The sequence below is a fragment of the Microbulbifer yueqingensis genome (assembly GCF_900100355.1).
Lineage (GTDB): Bacteria > Pseudomonadota > Gammaproteobacteria > Pseudomonadales > Cellvibrionaceae > Microbulbifer > Microbulbifer yueqingensis.
Map to the genome: position 1 here is coordinate 252,843 of NZ_FNFH01000002.1, position 16,435 is coordinate 269,277.

Sequence of the window (16,435 nt, forward strand, 5' to 3'; positions counted from 1 at the left end):
TATTCCCCCTAACTTCCCCCAGGACCAGACCAGCGAGGCCGAAATGATCATCGCCACCGATATGCCGGAAGTCGCCAGGTGCGCAGTCAACCAGTGCGCATTCAACTCCGATGACGCCTGTCACGCCAGGGCCATTACCATTGGCGAGGGCTCGGATCCCGACTGCGATACCTTCTTCGACAATTCGCACCATACCCATAGCAGCCGCACCGCCGGGGTTGGCGCCTGCAAGATGACCGACTGCTCCCACAACGAGGACCTGGAGTGCTCGGCGGAAAGTATCCAGGTGGGCAAGAGCGGCGACTCGGTGGAGTGCCTGACGTATAACACCCGTCACTGATCCTCCCCCGGCCCCGCCAGCACGCGCCGCGGTGGAGCGAGGAGGACAGCCCGTTACCTGAGCGGGCAAAAAAAGGGATGCCAACCGGCATCCCTTTACAGCCTGCAGCGACCGGAGACAGAGGCCTCCGGCGCGCCCGCGCTGTGGTCAGTCGCGCTCCTCGGGGGCAAGGCTCAGTATCCGCCCGGCGCGAATTTCGTTCTCTTCAAAAAAACCGAGGTCGAGTTCGCCGGAAACACTGACAAAGTCCCCGGCATCGACCTGCTGGTAGCCCTCGTCATCCAGGGGGTTGTAGCCCATGCCGACGGTATCGACACGCATCTCACGGACCCCCGTATCCAGGGTGAACTCCCGACCGTCGATATCCGTTACCATCCCGGTGAGGCTCATTTCCCGCCCCTCGACCAGCGGAAAGGAGAAGTAGCTGCCCACATAAATACGGGGAATATCCTCCTCGTCCAGGGCGCTCGCAAAGAATGTGCTGTTGAGGCTGTCCACATGGACGCTGCTGGCCTCGATCGTGCGCAGCTCATACAGGTCATCGTCTACCCGGCCGTGGACAATCACCTCCTGGCCCGGCAGCAGCGCGCGCCCCTCCTGGTACCAGTCCCAGTCATCCATCTCGACGACAATGACGCCATCGCCGAAATCGAGCGAAAAACGGTCGTCTTCCGCGGTCACCACCTCGCCGGCGATGCTGATCCAGCTGTCATCCGGCTTTTTGTAGGGGTCGGCCGCCAGCGCGGGCAGCGACAACACAAGCCCGGCAGCACCCGCGGCAATACCACCGAGAGTGGTTCCGATAGCGCGCGTCAGTCTCTGCTTCTCGTGCGGAATCATAAAACCTCCTTCTCCGTGTGTGACTTTCGTCCTCACGTAACCACCTGCGATCGGCACCAACCGATTTAAAGGGCAAGATCGATTCGATTCTGAAATAAAGAGTTTTTATTGATAACCACCGGAAATAGACAGGCTGGCCGGCTGTACCGGCGGCGAATTTGACAAGGTCCGGCGCTGGACTAGGCTCCCTGAACCAGGCTTAGAAGCCGGATACATCACAACGAGGCCCGAGATGATCATCGCCACCGATATGCCGGAAGTCGCGCAGTGCGCCGTTTCCCAGTGCGCCTTCAACACCGATAACAGCTGCCACGCCCGCGCCATCACTATCGGGGACGGGGATAACCCCGACTGTGATACCTATTTCCGGAACTCGAGCCACACCCGCAGCCATCGCTCGGCCGGCGTGGGTGCCTGCAAGGTAGCTGCCTGCGACCACAACGAGGACCTGGAATGCTGCGCCGACAGTATCCAGGTCGGTGAGCAGGGTGGCGAGGTCAAGTGCCTGACCTGCACCTGCCATTGAACAGGGCCCCGCGGGCGCCTGCCGGCAGGGTCAGGCGCTGCGCCCAGTGTCCCCGGGCGCGGGCCTGAAGTTGTCACTCCGGGCCGGGGCCCGGGCACTCTCCTCCCGCTCCCATACCACCTGCCCAGTGCCCGGGTGAGCCTCGATCCAGCCCCGGTAGCGCTCCTCCAGCGCCTTGCGCTTGATCTTCAGGGTCGGCGTGAGCAGGTCGTTGCGCACTGACCACTCCTCTTCCGTGATGTAGATCGAAGCGATGCGCTCGTGGTGTTCCAGCCGTTCGTTCACAGCAGCGAGGGTGCGCTGCAGCTGTGCGTTCACCGCCCCCCGGTCCTGGCCTGCCGCCATCTCCGACAGGGTCGCCAGCAGGACCGGCTGGTCCAGGCCGTGGCCCAGCACACACACCTGCCCAAGCAGTGGCTCGTCCCCGAAATGCCCCTCCAGTTCGGGTGGCTGGATAAACTTGCCCTTGCTGGTCTTGAAGGTATCGGCGAGGCGCCCCGTCACATGCAGCAGGCCCTCCCCGTCGATGTACCCCGCATCGCCGGTGCGATAAAAACCGTCTACCAGCACCTCGGCAGTCTTTTCCGGCTCCAGGTAATAGCCCTTCATCAGGGCGCGGCTCCGGAAGAGAATCTCCCCTTCCGCGGAAACCTTTACTTCACAGCCCCAGAACGGCCTGCCCACGGTGCCCGGTACAGGGGTCTCGCCCATATGGGTGATGCAGCCATAGATAAAGTTCTCGGTCATGCCGTAGCCGTCGGCCACCATCATGCCCATGCGGTGGTACCAGCGCTGCAGGTCGATGGAGATCGGCGAGGCCCCGGTGACGAGCATGCGTGCCTGGTCCAGCCCCAGCCCCCGCTGCACCTTGCGGCGAAACCACCCCGCCAGGCCGGGGATGCCCAGCAGTGTGCGCTGGACGCGCGGCGGGATCCGCGCATCGATGCCCTCCTTGAACTTGGCCCACAGGCGCGGCACCGAGAAAAACATGGTGGGGCGGGTGCGCTGGAGGTCCTCGAGGAAGGTGTCCAGGGACTCGGGGAAGTGCACCGGCGTCCCCGCGTAGAGGCTGTGGAACTCAACCACGATGCGCTCGGCGGCATGGGCCAGCGGCAGGTAGGAGAAGAAGCGGTCGTGCTCGTCATAGCCGAAGCCACGCACCATGTTCGGCACCGCAAAGGAGATCGCGGACCAGGTATGCATCACGCCCTTGGGCTTGCCGGTTGTCCCCGACGTGTACATGATGGTGAAAACATCGTCCTTGTCATAAAGCGGGCACCCGGACATTGGATCGCACCGGGATACCAGCTGCTCCAGGGACTGGTCGCACTCTATTTCGCAGCGCTGGATGGCGACCGAGGGCAGGGTCGCGGCCACTTCCCGCAGGGCATCGTTGTCGTCGCTGGCGCCACAGAACAGCAGCCTGCACTCAGCGTGGCCGAGTACAAAGCGCATGGAGCCGGCGGACTGGCCCGGGTACAGGGGCACACTCACCATGCCCGCCAGCATGATGGCGATATCGACGATGATCCAGTCGGCACAGTTCTTGGCGTGGATGGCGATCCGGTCGCCGCGGGCAAAGCGCTGCCCCAGGAAGGTGGCGATACGCCGGGCCCGGTCCATCACCTCACCCCAGGTGTATTCCCGCCAGCGCCGGTCCTGCATCTGGCGCAGGTATACCCGGTCCGGCTGCTCTCGCTCGCGCTGGTAGAGGATATCCAGGGGCTGCCGGTCCCTGAGACGCTCGTATTTTTCCTCGGGAGTCATCGCGGCACCTCGCACTCGTTATTCTGTTTGTCATGGAACTGCTACGTGGTCGTAGCTATAGTCTCCCCGGAGGCGACCAGCATCAAGTATAGGCACAACTTTTAGCGACTCTGCCGGAATAAGGTGAAGGGGGCTGCGCCGGGTCCCCGGAAGGGGTGGAGGGCGCAAAAAAAAGCCCGGCTATGCCGGGCTTATGGATACAGGTGCTATTACAGATCTAGTTTGGCAGGCTTTTAACCCCCATATTAAACAGGGTGAAGCTGAAAATATCAGCGTACTGCTCGATACTCTTCGAGACCGGCGTGCCCGCCCCATGGCCAGCATTCGTCTCGATGCGTATGAGCGTCGGTGCCGCGCCGGCCTGCTTTGCCTGCAGCTCGGCCGCAAACTTGAAGGAGTGAGCCGGCACCACGCGATCATCATGATCGGCAGTGGTCACCAGCGTCGCCGGGTATTCCACCCCCGCCCTCACGTTGTGTACCGGCGAGTAACCTTTCAGGTACTCGAACATCTCCCTGCTTTCCTCCGCGGTACCATAGTCATAGGCCCAGCCGGCACCCGCGGTGAAGGTGTGGTAACGCAACATATCCATCACCCCCACCGCCGGCAGGGCAACCTGGACGAGGTCAGGGCGCTGGGTCATCACCGCACCTACGAGAAGCCCCCCGTTGGACCCACCGCGGATAGCAAGGTAGTCGGAAGAAGTGTACTTCTTGTCGATCAGGAACTCGGCGGCGGCGATAAAGTCATCGAACACATTCTGCTTCTGTAGCTTCGTGCCGGCCTTGTGCCACTCCTTGCCATACTCGCCACCCCCACGAATGTTCGGCACCGCGTACACACCACCCAGCTTCAGCCAGGCAGCATTGGCGATACTAAAACGTGGTGTCTGGCTACTGTTGAAGCCACCGTAACCGTAGAGGATGGTGGGATTCTTGCCATCGAGTTCGAGCCCCTTCTTATGGGTAATCATCATGGGAACCCGGGTGCCATCCGCGGAGGTATAGAACACCTGGGTTGACTCATAGAGTTCACTGTCAAAATCTGCACCGGACTTGCGGTACACAGTGGATTCACCCTTGTCGGCATCGAATGCAAAGATGGTCGAGGGCGTTTTGTAGTTGGTAAACGAGTAATAGAGGGTGTCGTCCTCGCGCTTACCACTGATGGAAGTGGCGCTACCCGGGCCGGGCAACTCGATTTCCCGCAGGCGCTTGCCGTCATAACTGAACTGGTAGACTTTCGACAGTGCATCCACCATGTACTCTGCAAATATGTAACCCCCGCCGGTCGAAGCCGTCAGGACATTCTCGGTTTCCGGAATAAGGTCAGCCCAATTTTGCGGGGTTGGATCAGATGCATCCACCGTTACTATTTTTTTATTGGGAGCGTCCCGGTTGGTTACCAGGTAAAGCTTGCTGCCTACATTATCGATCACGTAAGTGTCGGATTCGAAATCCTCAAGTACCGGCACCAGCGGGGCCGCCTGCTTTGACAGGTCCCGGATATAGAGATCATTACCAGAGGTGGATTTGGCCCCGGCAATCACCAGGAAGCGGTCATCCTCCGTGACATAGCCCTGGACATAGCGGCGCTTCTGTTCCGGTGTGCCACCGTAGACAAGCCGGTCTTCTGTCTGCGGCTCGCCCAGCTTGTGGTAGTAGAGCTTGTGCTGATCGGTCTTCGCGGAGAGTTCACTGCCTGTCGGCTTGTCATAGCTGGAATAGTAGAACCCCTCATTCCCTTTCCAGGAAATACCGGAGAACTTGACGTCCACGAGGGGCTCCTCGAGGACCTCTTTGCTCTCGGCATCCATGACAATGATCTTGCGCCAGTCGCTGCCCCCCTCGGAGATAGAGTAGGCCGCGATGGAGCCGTCTTTGGAAAAGCTCAGGGTAGCGAGCGATGTGGTACCGTCCTCGCTGAACTGGTTGGGATCAAGGAAAACTTCAGCCTCACCATCGCCCTTGCGGCGCCATACAACGTACTGGTCCTGCAGGCCATCGTTGCGATAGAAATAGGTGTATTCCCCTTCGGTAAAAGGGCGCCCTACTTTCTCGTAATTCCACAGCGACTCCAGCCGCGTTTTCACTTTCTCGCGATAGGGGATGCTTTCCAGGTAGTTGAAGGTAACCGCGTTCTGCGCCTCAACCCAGGCTCCGGTCTCCTCGCTACGATCGTCCTCCAGCCAGCGGTATGGATCTGCCACGTCTGTGCCGAAGTATGTATCGACAGTTTCCCCTTCCCTGGTTTCCGGGTAGGCGATGGTGGCAGCGGAATTGTTCGCGGCGATATCACCGCTTGCTGCTTGAGATTGTTCCGGGGATTCCCCGCTACAGGCTACGAGCAGGCCGACCACAGCCAATGAGGTAAGCTTCTTCATGCGTAAATCTCTTGCGTGTTTTTATTAGATGGACAGGCAGCGCTGCAGCCCAATGGGGGAGCCTTGCCTGACACTGCAATAACACCTAGAAAACAGCTTCGAGCGCCAAATAGCAAGCAGGGCCCTGCTCCACGGTAAATCTGCCGGGTCAAAACCAGTATTTCAGAGCAATCGGCTGCAAGAAGGGATTTGGCCAGGACTTTCGGCGACCACCCACCCTGTGCCCCCGCCCGGGGAATTCCGGGTTGTGAAGGTTCTGGTTCACGAGCTATCGACAAAAAAAGGGCAGGGCCTAAAAGGCACTGCCCTCCTGTCAGGCGTAGGGTGTGGGGGAACTAGCCCACCTTTTCACCATGTGCCTGTTTGTCGGCGTGGTACGAAGAGCGCACCAGGGGGCCGCAGGCGGCGTGCTTGAAGCCGATCTGCTCGGCATAACGGCGGTACTCCTCGAATTCGTCCGGGTGCACGTAGCGCTGTACCGGCAGGTGCTCCTTGCTCGGCTGCAGGTACTGGCCGATTGTGAGCATGTCGATATCGTGCTCACGCATATCGTCCAGTACCCGGAAGATCTCTTCCTTCTCTTCGCCGAGCCCGACCATCAGGCCGGACTTGGTGAGCACGTCGGGGCGGCGCTTTTTGTATTCCTGCAGCAGCTTCAGGGACCACTTGTAGTTGGCGCCCGGGCGCGACTCCCGGTACAGGCGCGGCACCGTCTCCAGGTTGTGGTTGAACACATCCGGTGCCTCGGCTTCGAGAATGTCCAGCGCCACGTCCATCCGGCCGCGGAAATCCGGCGTCAGGATCTCCACCTGCAGTTCCGGTGAAAGTTCCCGTGCGGTACGGATGCAGTCGGCAAAATGCTGGGCGCCGCCATCGCGCAGGTCATCGCGGTCGACCGACGTGATCACCACGTAGCGCAGGCTCATGGCAGCAATGGCCTCAGCGAGGTGCCGGGGCTCCTCCGGGTCGAGCGGGTTCGGCTTGCCATGGCCCACGTCGCAGAAGGGGCAGCGGCGGGTGCAGATTTCGCCCATGATCATGAAGGTGGCGGTACCGCCGCTGAAGCACTCGTGCAGGTTCGGGCAGCTGGCTTCCTCGCAGACGGTGGCCAGCTTCTGGGAACGCAGGATCTTCTTGATACGGTCCACTTCCTTCGAGGCCGGTACCTTGACGCGGATCCAGTCCGGCTTGCGCAGTACCTGGTCGCTGGCGATCACCTTGACCGGGATGCGCTCGACCTTGTCCCCATCGCGTAACTTCTCGCCCTGCTGCAGGCGGCGGGTACGTTTTACCGGTACCAGGTCGGGCTTCTCCGTTTGGGAATTGTCAGCCATTGCTTGTTTCCTGCTCCTCTCTACCCTTTTCAGGGGCGCTGGTTGCGCGTGCGAAAATTTGCTCGTCCACCGGTTGCCAGTCGGCTTCCGGCAGGGAGAGTGCGCGAAGCAGCTCGCGCACGAAGATGTCCGCCACCTGCGCCCAGGCAGGCACCGGCTGGATCACTTCGGCCATCTGCACCATCTGCATGCCGGCGTAGCCGCAGGGATTGATGCGGAGGAACGGCGCCAGGTCCATATCGATATTGATGGCGATGCCATGGAAGCTGCAGCCGCGACGCACCCGCAGGCCAATTGAGGCGATCTTGTTGCCGGCGCGGGGCCCCTCGGTGAGATAAACGCCCGGGGCGTCCGGCCGCGGCGCGGCGTGAACACCGTATTCCGCCAGCACGGCGACGGTGGCGTTTTCCAGGGCGGTGACCAGGTCCCGCACCCCGACTTTTGCCCGGCGCAGGTCCAGCAGCGGGTAGACCACCAGCTGGCCCGGCCCGTGATAGGTCACCTGGCCGCCGCGATCCACCTGCACGACGGGGATATCGCCGGTGTTGAGCAGGTGCTCGGCCTTGCCGGCCTGGCCCTGGGTGAATACTGGCTCGTGCTCCACACACCAGACCTGGTCTGCGCTGCTCTCATCGCGGCTGTCGGTATAGTGCGACATGGCGCGCCAGACGGACTCATAGTCACGGCGGCCCAGGTTACAGACTCGGGTCATTACAGCACCATGTGCACGGCCGGATGGGCCTTGAGTTCTTCAAATAGCGCCTGCAGCTGCGGCTCGCCGGTAGCGAGGATATAGAAGGTCATCGAGGTGAACTTGCCGTTGCGGCTCTCACGCAGGGTGACGCGCTCCTCGTCCAGGCCCGGCGCGTGGCGCCGCATGACCTCGAGTACGAACTCGTGGGCCGCGTCGTCGGAGTCCCGCACCACCTTGACCAGGTAGTCCTCACAGGGGAACTCGATTTTCGGTGGCTGCTGGTTGGGATCTTGACTCATCAGGCTCTCTCCGGACCACGCGATTGCACACAAAATAATCACGGGCATGGTCGGGCGGCGATTATACAGCGCCGGAAAGCCGCTGGACAGGGATCGGGGAGGGTGGCGAGAACCGCGTGGTCAGTGGGCCAGAACAGCGCGGCCCCCGGCCACCCCGCTGACAGGGGTAAGCCGGGGAACGCCGTGATTTTACTGGAAGAAGCTCATCACAAAGCGCTTGAGGGCATCCCACATGCGCTTGAAGAAACCGGCCTGCTCCACTTCCTCGGCGGCCACCGCGCGCACGTCGGCCACGGTCTCCCCGTCCAGGGTCACCACGACCTTACCGACGGGCTCGCCTTTCTTGATAGGGGCCTCGAGCTCCCCATCGATGATCAGGTCGGCCTTGATGCTCTCCTCGCCACCGCGGGGGATGGTGACAAACACGTCGCGCTCGACAGCGATGCCCACCTGGGGCTCCTTGCCGCCCCAGATGCGCTCGCTCTGCAGCACGTCGTCGGCGCTGTAAACCTTGTGGGTCTGGTAGTAGCGGAAACCGTAAGCCAGCAGTTTCTGCGATTCGGCGGCACGCTTGTCGTCACTCTCGGTCCCCAGCACGACGGAGATCAGGCGCATGCCGCGCTTCTGCGCCGAGGCCACCAGGCAGAAGCCGGCTTCCTCGGTGTGGCCGGTCTTGATGCCGTCAATCGCACTGTCGCGCCACAGCAGGCGATTGCGGTTCGGCTGGTTGATCCCGGCGTAGCTGAAGTACTTCTCCGAGTAAATCTTGTAGTGCTCGGGGTGATCCCGGATCAGCGCCCGGGCCAGGGTCGCCAGGTCCCGGGCAGTGGTCATGTGGCCCTCGGCCGGCCAGCCGGTGGCGTTCTTGAAGTTGGTATCGGTCATACCCAGCATCTCTGCCTGCTGGTTCATCACCTCGGCGAACACCTCCTCGCTTCCGGAAACAAATTCCGCCAGCGCAATGCTCGCGTCATTGCCGGACTGGATGATCACGCCCCGCATCAGGTCGATCACCGGTACCTTGTCACCCACCTTGACGAACATTTTGGAGCCGCCCTTCTTCCAGGCTTTCTCTGAAATGGGGACCAGGTCCGTCTCCTTGATGCTGCCCTTCTCGATCTCCTCGGAGACGATATACGCCGTCATCATCTTCGTGAGGCTGGCGGGCGGCACCTGCTTGTCCGCATTGTGCTCCACCAGCACCTGGCCGGTATGGGCGTCTATCAACAGGTAGGCGCTGGCGGCCAGTTGTGGCGGCGCGGGAATCAGCGGCTGTTCAGCGAGGGCTACGCCGGCGGTAAACATAAGTAGCAGGCTGGCGAAAAGGCGTTTTAGCATGGCTGAAAGTCTCATTATTCCTCGTGTCAGGTTGGTATCCATGGGTCCCGGCCCGGCCTCCTGGCCCGGCTGGCTTTGTCGGGCGCCAGATGGCGCCCGCGGCTCAATCGTATACTACCTGGGGCGTGCCCAGGCGATTCTCCTCCACCGATTCGCGCGCCGCGACCAGCGCCCGTTGCTGTGCGATAGGGCCGATGCGGACCCGGTAGAGCGTCTGTTCGCCGCTCTGCACCGGGCTGACCGATACAGGATAGTCGACCACGGATGAAACCTGGCTGCGCATGCGGTCCGCCTGGGACTGGCTGCTGTAGGCCCCCACCTGCAGGTAGGTATTGTCCGGCAGCTTGAAGCTGGCATCCTGGGCCAGCGCTTCGCGCGCCGCGACATCCTTCTCCATCGCCAGCGTCTGGTTGGCGGGCGGCAGGCTATCGGGATCGATGGCCGTCACCTCGACGCGGGCCACCCCCTTGTCGATGTAGCCGAGCTTCTGGGCCGCGGTATAGCTCAGGTCAATAATCCGGCCCGGCACAAACGGCCCCCGGTCGTTGACGCGCACGATCACGCTGCGGCCGTTCTCGAGGTTGGTCACCTTGGCGTAGCTCGGCAACGGCAGTGTCTTGTGCGCCGCAGACATGGCGTACATGTTGTAGACCTCGCCGTTGGCCGTCCGCCGTCCGTGGAACTTGGTGCCATACCAGGAGGCATGTCCCTGCTCCTGGTAACCCTTCACTCCCTGAAGTACACGGTAGCGGACACCGTTCACAGTGTACGGGGATTTGTTGCCGGCAACCCCGATTGGTTCCCGAACGGGGGTCGGTTCAGGCGCGGCGAGCATATCCACCGGCTGGGGCGGGCCGCTGTCCTTGACGGTGTCCGGGGCTGGCTTGCGCGCCGGTTTCTGCGGCGCAGTAGTATTACAGGCGGCGAGCACGAGCGCGGCCGCGGTCACAAGAATTCGCGAACTGTTGAGAAACATGGTCCCCCCGAAACGGTGCCCTACCGCACACACTTCTGCTTATTGATCTGCTGGTCGAAGATAAAAATAGAAACTGTTTTATATGTTTCTTTATAAAACGCGCCTTATATGGCGCGCTCTGCCCGCCCTGCCGCACCAGGCGCGGCAGGGCGGTTGCACCCGGCTATGCGAGTGTAATCAGGAGCGTCCGCCGCGCGCCTTGACGATTTCCTGCGCCAGGTCGTGGGCGGCCATGGCGTACAGGCGGCTGCGATTGTAGCGTGTTATCACGTAAAAGTTTTTGAGCCCGATCCAATATTGCTTGCCGTCTTCCGTCTGCAGGGAGAAAACATTGGCAGCTACGTCATCTTCCACCTGGCTGGTGGCGGGAAACCCCTTCTCGGCCAGCTGCCCGACGGTCCACTTGGGCTCGAGGGAGTCGTTGACGATGGTCATATCGGCATTGGGACGGGGGTTGGCCAGCACGGTCACCGGCTCCAGCGGCAGCCAGCCGTGCTTGGCGAGATAATTGGCGACACTGCCGATGGCGTCCTCTGTATCCCGCCAGATGTCCACCTGGTTGTCATTGTTGAAATCCACAGCGAAGGCGCGGTAACTCGACGGCATGAACTGGCCATAGCCCATGGCACCGGCGTAGGAACCCTTGAGTTCACGGGGATCCATGCCCTGCTCACGTGCCAGCAGCAGGAAGTTTTCCAGCTCCTTGGTAAAGAACTTCGAGCGGCGCGGGTAATTGAAGGCGAGGGTCGCGAGGGCGTCGAGGACGCGGTAGCCACCCATATTGCCGCCGTAACGGGTCTCGATACCGATGATGGCAACGATCGTCTCCGCAGGCACACCGTAGCGCTGCTCGGCCTCTGCCAGCGCCTTGGCATTGCGGTCCCAGAAATCCACCCCACCGCTGATGCTCTTGGGCGTGACGAACAGTTTGCGGTATTCGTACCAGGGCTTGGCTTTTTCCGCCGGGCGCTTGATGGCCTTGAGGATGGAATCTTTGCGCTTGGCGTCGTCCATCAAATCCTGGAGCTCTTCGCGGTCAAAGTCGTGTTCGGCCACCATGTACTCGATAAAGGCCCGGGCGTCGGGATTGTCCCCGTGGCCGGCCTCCTGTGCGCACGCGGCGAGCATCATGCCCATCCCTGCCAGTAATCCTGTGGTCCATTTCAAAACAACCGCTCCTGTTCTCATATAGTGCTTCTCTACTTCCAAGTTCTTATTGATTGAGTCAGCAGGCCGCCGGAGCGCGGCAGCTGACAGCACTAAAACGACACGCGTCGCCGCTCTGTGCCTATGGCCATGAGGATACCGAAGCCCGCCATCAGCGTGATGACAGAGGTGCCGCCATAACTCACCAGCGGCAGGGGCACCCCCACCACCGGCAACAGGCCGGTCACCATCCCGATATTCACAAATACATAGACAAAGAAAGTCAGCGTAATACTCCCCGCCAATAACCGCCCGAACACATGTTGGGCCATAAAACTAATATAGATGCCCCGCGCAATGATCAGGACATAGAGCAACAACAGCAGCAGTGCGCCGCGCATGCCCCACTCTTCAGACAGCACTGCGATAATAAAGTCCGTGTGACTCTCGGGTAAAAAGTCCAGCTGGGACTGGGTGCCCTGCATATAGCCCTTGCCGTAAATGCCGCCGGAGCCGATGGCGGCCTTCGACTGGAAAATATTCCAGCCAGCCCCCAGCCGGTCGGCATCGGGGTCGAACAGGGTGAGGATCCGCTGGCGCTGGTAGTCCCGCAGTCCCCACTGCCAGATTGGCCAGGCCGCCACGGCCAGGGCCAGCAGCGCGCCGCCCATCATGCGCCAGCTCAGGCCGGCCAGGTAAAGCGCAAAGAGCCCGGAGGCGGCGATCAGGATGGAGGTACCCAGGTCGGGCTGCTGCACGATCAGGGCGGCCGGCAGTGCGGCAATCGCCAGTGCGCCGACAATGCTGACGAGCGATGGCGGCAGGGTTCGCTTGTGCAGGAAGGCGGCCACGGACATGGGTACCGCGAGCTTGAGCGCCTCCGATGGCTGGAAGCGGAAACCGCCAATTTCGAGCCAGCGCTGGGCACCTTTGGCGCCCACCCCCACAAACAGTACCGCCACCAGCATGCAGCAGCCGGCTACGTAGAGCCACGGCGACCAGCGCCGGTACATGTCCGGTGGGATTTGCGCCGCAACGAACATGCCGCCAAACGCGATCCCCATGAAAATGGCCTGCCGGCGCACATAGTGCAGCTCACCGCCGGACGCACTGTAGAGAACGCCGAGGCCGACACCACAGAGAAGGACAAGCAGCGTCAGCAGGGGCACATCGATGTGCCAGCGCCGCGAGAGACTGACCGGGCGACTGAGGCTGCTGTGGGAATCCGGAAGCCGGTGCATGAAATCGCGACTAGCCACTGAAGCCTCCCTCCCGTTCTGCGGAGATCATTTGCACGGTTTCCTCCAGTGGGCGCGAGACCCAGTCGGCAAACAGCTCCCGCGCCACTGGCGCGGCCACGCCGCCCCCGCTCTCGCCGTTCTCCACCAGCACCGCCACCGCGATCTGCGGGTCGTCGACCGGCGCGAAGGCAATGAACAGGGCGTGGTCGCGATGGCGCTCCTTCAGCGCCTCCGAGTCATACTGCTCACCCTGGGCGATACCCACCACCTGGGCGGTACCGGATTTGCCCGCCACGCGGAAGTCCAGGCCGGCACCGGCCTTCTTGCCGGTGCCCTTTTCGTCGTAGACCACGGCCTCCATGCCCTCGAACACCAGGTCCCAGTTGTCTTCGCTCGCCTCCACATGGTGCAGGACCTCGGGCGGCTGCTCGATACCGTCGACGGCCATCACCACCTGCGGCTTGTAGTGGGTGCCGCGGTTGGCAATGGTGGCGGTCATCACCGCCAGTTGCAGCGGGGTGGCCAGCACGTAGCCCTGGCCCAGCACGGCGTTGAGGCTGTCGCCCGGGAACCATGGCATGCCCCGGGCACCGCGTTTCCAGGCCCGCGACGGGAACAGTCCCGGACGCTCGATCGGCAGGTCGATACCGGTCCGTGTCCCCAGGCCGAAACGCGTGGCGATTTCGTGCATGCCGTTGATATCCCAGCGATGTGCGGTGTCATAGAAATAGACGTCGCAGCTCTCCGCCATCGCCTGTACGAAGTCGACCGTCTTGCCGTGGCCCCAGCGCTTCCAGTCGCGGTACAGGCGCCGGTCATTGGGCAGGCGGTAGAATCCCGGGTCCTTCACTTCGGTCTCGCGGTCGATCACTCCCGCCGCCAGCGCGCCCAGTCCCATCATCGGCTTGAGGGTGGAGCCCGGTGGGTACTGCCCCTGCAGGGCGCGGTTGAACAGCGGGACATCCAGGGAGTCACTCAGGGCCCGGTAGTCCTTGAAACTGATACCGGTCACAAACATATTGGGATCGAAGGACGGCTTGCTCACGAACGCCAGCACGCCGCCATTCTTCACGTCGATGGCGACCACCGCACCACGGTTTTCTCCCAGGGCGTCAGAAGCCACCTGCTGCAGGCGCGCATCCAGGTGCAGGGTCAACTCGCTGCCCGGCCTGGGGTCGTGGCGCTCCAGTACCCGCAGCACGCGGCCGCGGGCATTGGTCTCAACATTCTCGTAGCCGACTTCACCCAGCAGTACATCCTCGTAGGAGCGCTCCAGGCCTGTTTTACCAATGCTCTGGGTACCGCGGTAACGGCGGACATCCTCTTCGGAGAAGTCGTTCAGCTCGCGCTCACTGATGCGCCCCACGTAACCAACACTGTGGGCAAAGAGCCTGGTCATGGGGTAGTAACGGACCAGCTCTGCCTCCACCGAAACGCCGGGCAGGCGGAATTCGTTGACACTGATGCGGGCGATTTCCTGCTCGGACAGGTGAAAGCGCAGCGGGATCGGCTGGAAGGGACGCCGGCGCTGCAGGCGCTTGCGGAATTTCTGGACGTCACTCTCATCGAGCTGCACCAGCCGCCCGATCAGCTCCAGGGTGGAGTCCAGGTCGGAGATACGCTCCATGACCAGCGACAGGTTATAGCTGGGCCGGTTGTCCGCCAGCATGGTGCCGTTGCGGTCGTAGATCAGCCCCCTGGTTGGCGGCACCGGCCGCATCTGGATGCGGTTCTCATCCGACTGGGTGCGGTAGTCCTCGAAGTTGACCACCTGCAGGTAGTAGAAACGCGCCACCAGCACACCGAGCAGTGCCACCACCCCGGCGCAGGCCACCAGCATGCGATGGCGAAATAGCCGCTGCTCGGTGTAATGGTCTTTAAGATGCAGATCTTCGGCCATGGAAATTTGCTGGCGACTCTCAGGCTAACTGGCGCAAAAATTGTCTATTTTGCATACATTATCACAACTGACCAGTATTTAATGGGCGGCAGTCGCCACCGGGGGCAACCCGCCGGGCTGACGCAGGGGTCACTTGTGGTAGGGGTGGCCGGCCAGCAATGTCCAGGCCCGGTACAGCTGTTCCGCCAACACCACACGTACCAGGGGGTGCGGTAGCGTCAGGGGCGAGAGCGACCAGCGCTGGCGCGCCCGTGCCAGCGCCTCGCCGGCGAGTCCATCCGGCCCCCCGACCAGCAGGCTGACGTTCTCACCCAGCATCTGCCAATCCGCCAGTTGCCGGGACAGCTGCTCGGTGGACCAGGGCTTGCCCTTCACGTCCAGCGCCACCACGTGGTCACGCGGGCCCAGGGCGGACAACATGGCCTCACCCTCCTTGCGCCGGGCCTTTTCCACCAGTGCCGGAGAGCTCTTCTGGCCGCGCTGGCCAAGGGGAATTTCCACCATCTCCAGTGAAATTTCACGTGGCAGGCGCCGGGCATACTCGTTGTAGCCCTCCTGGACCCACTGCGGCATCCTGCCACCGGCGGCGAGGATGCGGATCTTCACCGGTGCCCGTCGCGGGACGCGGGAGTCATCGACCAGAGCTTTTCCAGGTCATAGAAGCTACGGGTCTCAGCCTGCATCACGTGCACCACTACATCGCCGTAATCCACCAGGACCCATTCGCCCTGCTCGATGCCCTCCACCCCGATGGGGCGGATGCCGGCCTTCTTGCCCTCTTCCACCACGTTGTCCGCCAGCGACTTGACCTGCCGGTTGGAGGTACCGGTGCAGATCACCAGCGTATCCATCACGTCGCTCAGCTCCGATACATCCAGGGCCACGATGTCCTTGCCCTTGAGGTCCTCCAGTGCCGCTACGGCAATAGTCTTGATATCTGTCATAACACCTTTTACTGGCCGGATCCTGTGCCGGCCTCCCGATAAAGTTGATGGTCTTCTATGTACTCTAATACCGCCGCCGGCAGCAGGAAGCGCGGCGAGCGCCCACCCGCCACCAGCTGGCGAATATGGGTTGCGGATATCGGCAGCAACGTCTGCTCGCGCACCAGCAGGCGCCCGCCGGCCTCCCGGCGCAGGTCCTCCGGGGTCCCCGCGTGGTCCCCCAGCAATTGTGCCAGTTCGCCCTGGTCCGCACCGCGGCCGCCCTGCGGCAATTGCCAGCCCGGACGCGCTACCACCACCAGGTGAGCCAGCTCCAGCAATCGCTCCCAGCGATGCCACGAGGGCAGGGTGAGAAGCGAATCCAGTCCCATACAGAAGCTGAGCGACACTTCGGTACCAAGTTCAGCGCGCAGTTCCTCCAGGGTGTCCACGGTGTAGGTGGCTCCCCCCCGGCGTAATTCGCGTTTGTCCAGCTGCAGCTCCGGGCAGCCCCGCAGGGCGATTTCCAGCATCTGGCACCGGTGCTCCGCCGACACACCCGGCGTCTCGCGATGCGCCGGTCGGTGGCTGGGCACCAGGCGCATCTCATCGATCGCCAGCGCCTCTTTCAGCTCCAGTGCCATGCGCAGGTGGCCGAAATGCACCGGATCGAAGGTGCCGCCGAACAGCGCAATCGTATGGCGGCGTTGCCTAGCAGCCACGTCGGC

Annotated in this window: 16 protein-coding genes; 2 read left to right on the plus strand and 14 right to left on the minus strand. The window is 62.3% G+C overall.

What is annotated here, in order from left to right; genetic code table 11:
- The first annotated feature begins 43 nt into the window (after positions 1 to 43).
- Entirely contained in the window at positions 44 to 340 is a 297-nt protein-coding gene (locus BLT26_RS04910; protein WP_175453027.1) for a DUF1540 domain-containing protein, read from the plus strand.
- A 147-nt stretch (positions 341 to 487) separates the two neighbouring features.
- On the opposite strand, the gene BLT26_RS04915 is transcribed toward BLT26_RS04910, so the two are convergent.
- On the minus strand, positions 488 to 1,180 hold the full coding sequence (locus BLT26_RS04915) for a single stranded DNA-binding domain-containing protein (protein ID WP_091509508.1): 693 nt from the start codon (positions 1,178 to 1,180) through the stop codon (positions 488 to 490).
- Between the two features lie 232 nt (positions 1,181 to 1,412).
- Between BLT26_RS04915 and BLT26_RS04920 the strand changes: the two genes are divergently transcribed.
- Entirely contained in the window at positions 1,413 to 1,706 is a 294-nt protein-coding gene (locus BLT26_RS04920; RefSeq protein WP_091509512.1) for a DUF1540 domain-containing protein, read from the plus strand.
- Positions 1,707 to 1,736: 30 nt separating this feature from the next.
- On the opposite strand, the gene BLT26_RS04925 is transcribed toward BLT26_RS04920, so the two are convergent.
- The 13 genes from BLT26_RS04925 to nadD form a co-directional block, all read right to left on the minus strand.
- Positions 1,737 to 3,473 carry an AMP-binding protein gene (locus BLT26_RS04925; RefSeq protein WP_091509516.1) on the minus strand — a complete coding sequence of 579 codons (1,737 nt, stop codon included), beginning with the start codon at positions 3,471 to 3,473 and terminating at the stop codon, positions 1,737 to 1,739.
- A 217-nt stretch (positions 3,474 to 3,690) separates the two neighbouring features.
- Positions 3,691 to 5,856, minus strand: coding sequence for a prolyl oligopeptidase family serine peptidase (locus BLT26_RS04930; RefSeq protein ID WP_091509518.1), 2,166 nt, complete (start codon positions 5,854 to 5,856; stop codon positions 3,691 to 3,693).
- Between the two features lie 335 nt (positions 5,857 to 6,191).
- Complete coding sequence (lipA, locus tag BLT26_RS04935) at positions 6,192 to 7,190, minus strand: lipoyl synthase (RefSeq protein ID WP_091509520.1); 999 nt, start codon at positions 7,188 to 7,190, stop codon at positions 6,192 to 6,194.
- Complete coding sequence (gene lipB, locus BLT26_RS04940) at positions 7,183 to 7,902, minus strand: lipoyl(octanoyl) transferase LipB (RefSeq protein ID WP_091509522.1); 720 nt, start codon at positions 7,900 to 7,902, stop codon at positions 7,183 to 7,185. The genes lipA and lipB overlap by 8 nt, the downstream gene beginning before the upstream one ends.
- On the minus strand, positions 7,902 to 8,183 hold the full coding sequence (locus BLT26_RS04945) for an HP0495 family protein (RefSeq protein WP_091509525.1): 282 nt from the start codon (positions 8,181 to 8,183) through the stop codon (positions 7,902 to 7,904). The genes lipB and BLT26_RS04945 overlap by 1 nt, the downstream gene beginning before the upstream one ends.
- A 189-nt stretch (positions 8,184 to 8,372) precedes the next feature.
- The gene (locus BLT26_RS04950) at positions 8,373 to 9,521 is read right to left on the minus strand and encodes a D-alanyl-D-alanine carboxypeptidase family protein (RefSeq protein ID WP_091509529.1); all 1,149 of its coding nucleotides are present in this window, start codon (positions 9,519 to 9,521) and stop codon (positions 8,373 to 8,375) included.
- A 103-nt stretch (positions 9,522 to 9,624) separates the two neighbouring features.
- Complete coding sequence (locus BLT26_RS04955; RefSeq protein WP_091509533.1) at positions 9,625 to 10,497, minus strand: septal ring lytic transglycosylase RlpA family protein; 873 nt, start codon at positions 10,495 to 10,497, stop codon at positions 9,625 to 9,627.
- A 177-nt stretch (positions 10,498 to 10,674) separates the two neighbouring features.
- Positions 10,675 to 11,664 (minus strand): lytic murein transglycosylase B, encoded by a 990-nt coding sequence (mltB, locus tag BLT26_RS04960; RefSeq protein WP_245720594.1) that lies wholly within the window; start codon positions 11,662 to 11,664, stop codon positions 10,675 to 10,677.
- Between the two features lie 92 nt (positions 11,665 to 11,756).
- Complete coding sequence (gene rodA, locus BLT26_RS04965) at positions 11,757 to 12,902, minus strand: rod shape-determining protein RodA (protein WP_245720595.1); 1,146 nt, start codon at positions 12,900 to 12,902, stop codon at positions 11,757 to 11,759.
- The gene (mrdA, locus tag BLT26_RS04970; RefSeq protein WP_091509541.1) at positions 12,895 to 14,784 is read right to left on the minus strand and encodes a penicillin-binding protein 2; all 1,890 of its coding nucleotides are present in this window, start codon (positions 14,782 to 14,784) and stop codon (positions 12,895 to 12,897) included. The genes rodA and mrdA overlap by 8 nt, the downstream gene beginning before the upstream one ends.
- A gap of 129 nt (positions 14,785 to 14,913) precedes the next feature.
- On the minus strand, positions 14,914 to 15,390 hold the full coding sequence (rlmH, locus tag BLT26_RS04975; RefSeq protein WP_091509544.1) for a 23S rRNA (pseudouridine(1915)-N(3))-methyltransferase RlmH: 477 nt from the start codon (positions 15,388 to 15,390) through the stop codon (positions 14,914 to 14,916).
- Positions 15,387 to 15,728, minus strand: a complete 342-nt coding sequence (gene rsfS, locus BLT26_RS04980; protein WP_091509547.1) for a ribosome silencing factor — start codon at positions 15,726 to 15,728, stop codon at positions 15,387 to 15,389. The genes rlmH and rsfS overlap by 4 nt, the downstream gene beginning before the upstream one ends.
- Before the next feature lie 8 nt (positions 15,729 to 15,736).
- Positions 15,737 to 16,429 (minus strand): nicotinate-nucleotide adenylyltransferase, encoded by a 693-nt coding sequence (gene nadD, locus BLT26_RS04985; RefSeq protein WP_091509551.1) that lies wholly within the window; start codon positions 16,427 to 16,429, stop codon positions 15,737 to 15,739.
- Positions 16,430 to 16,435: the final 6 nt, after the last annotated feature.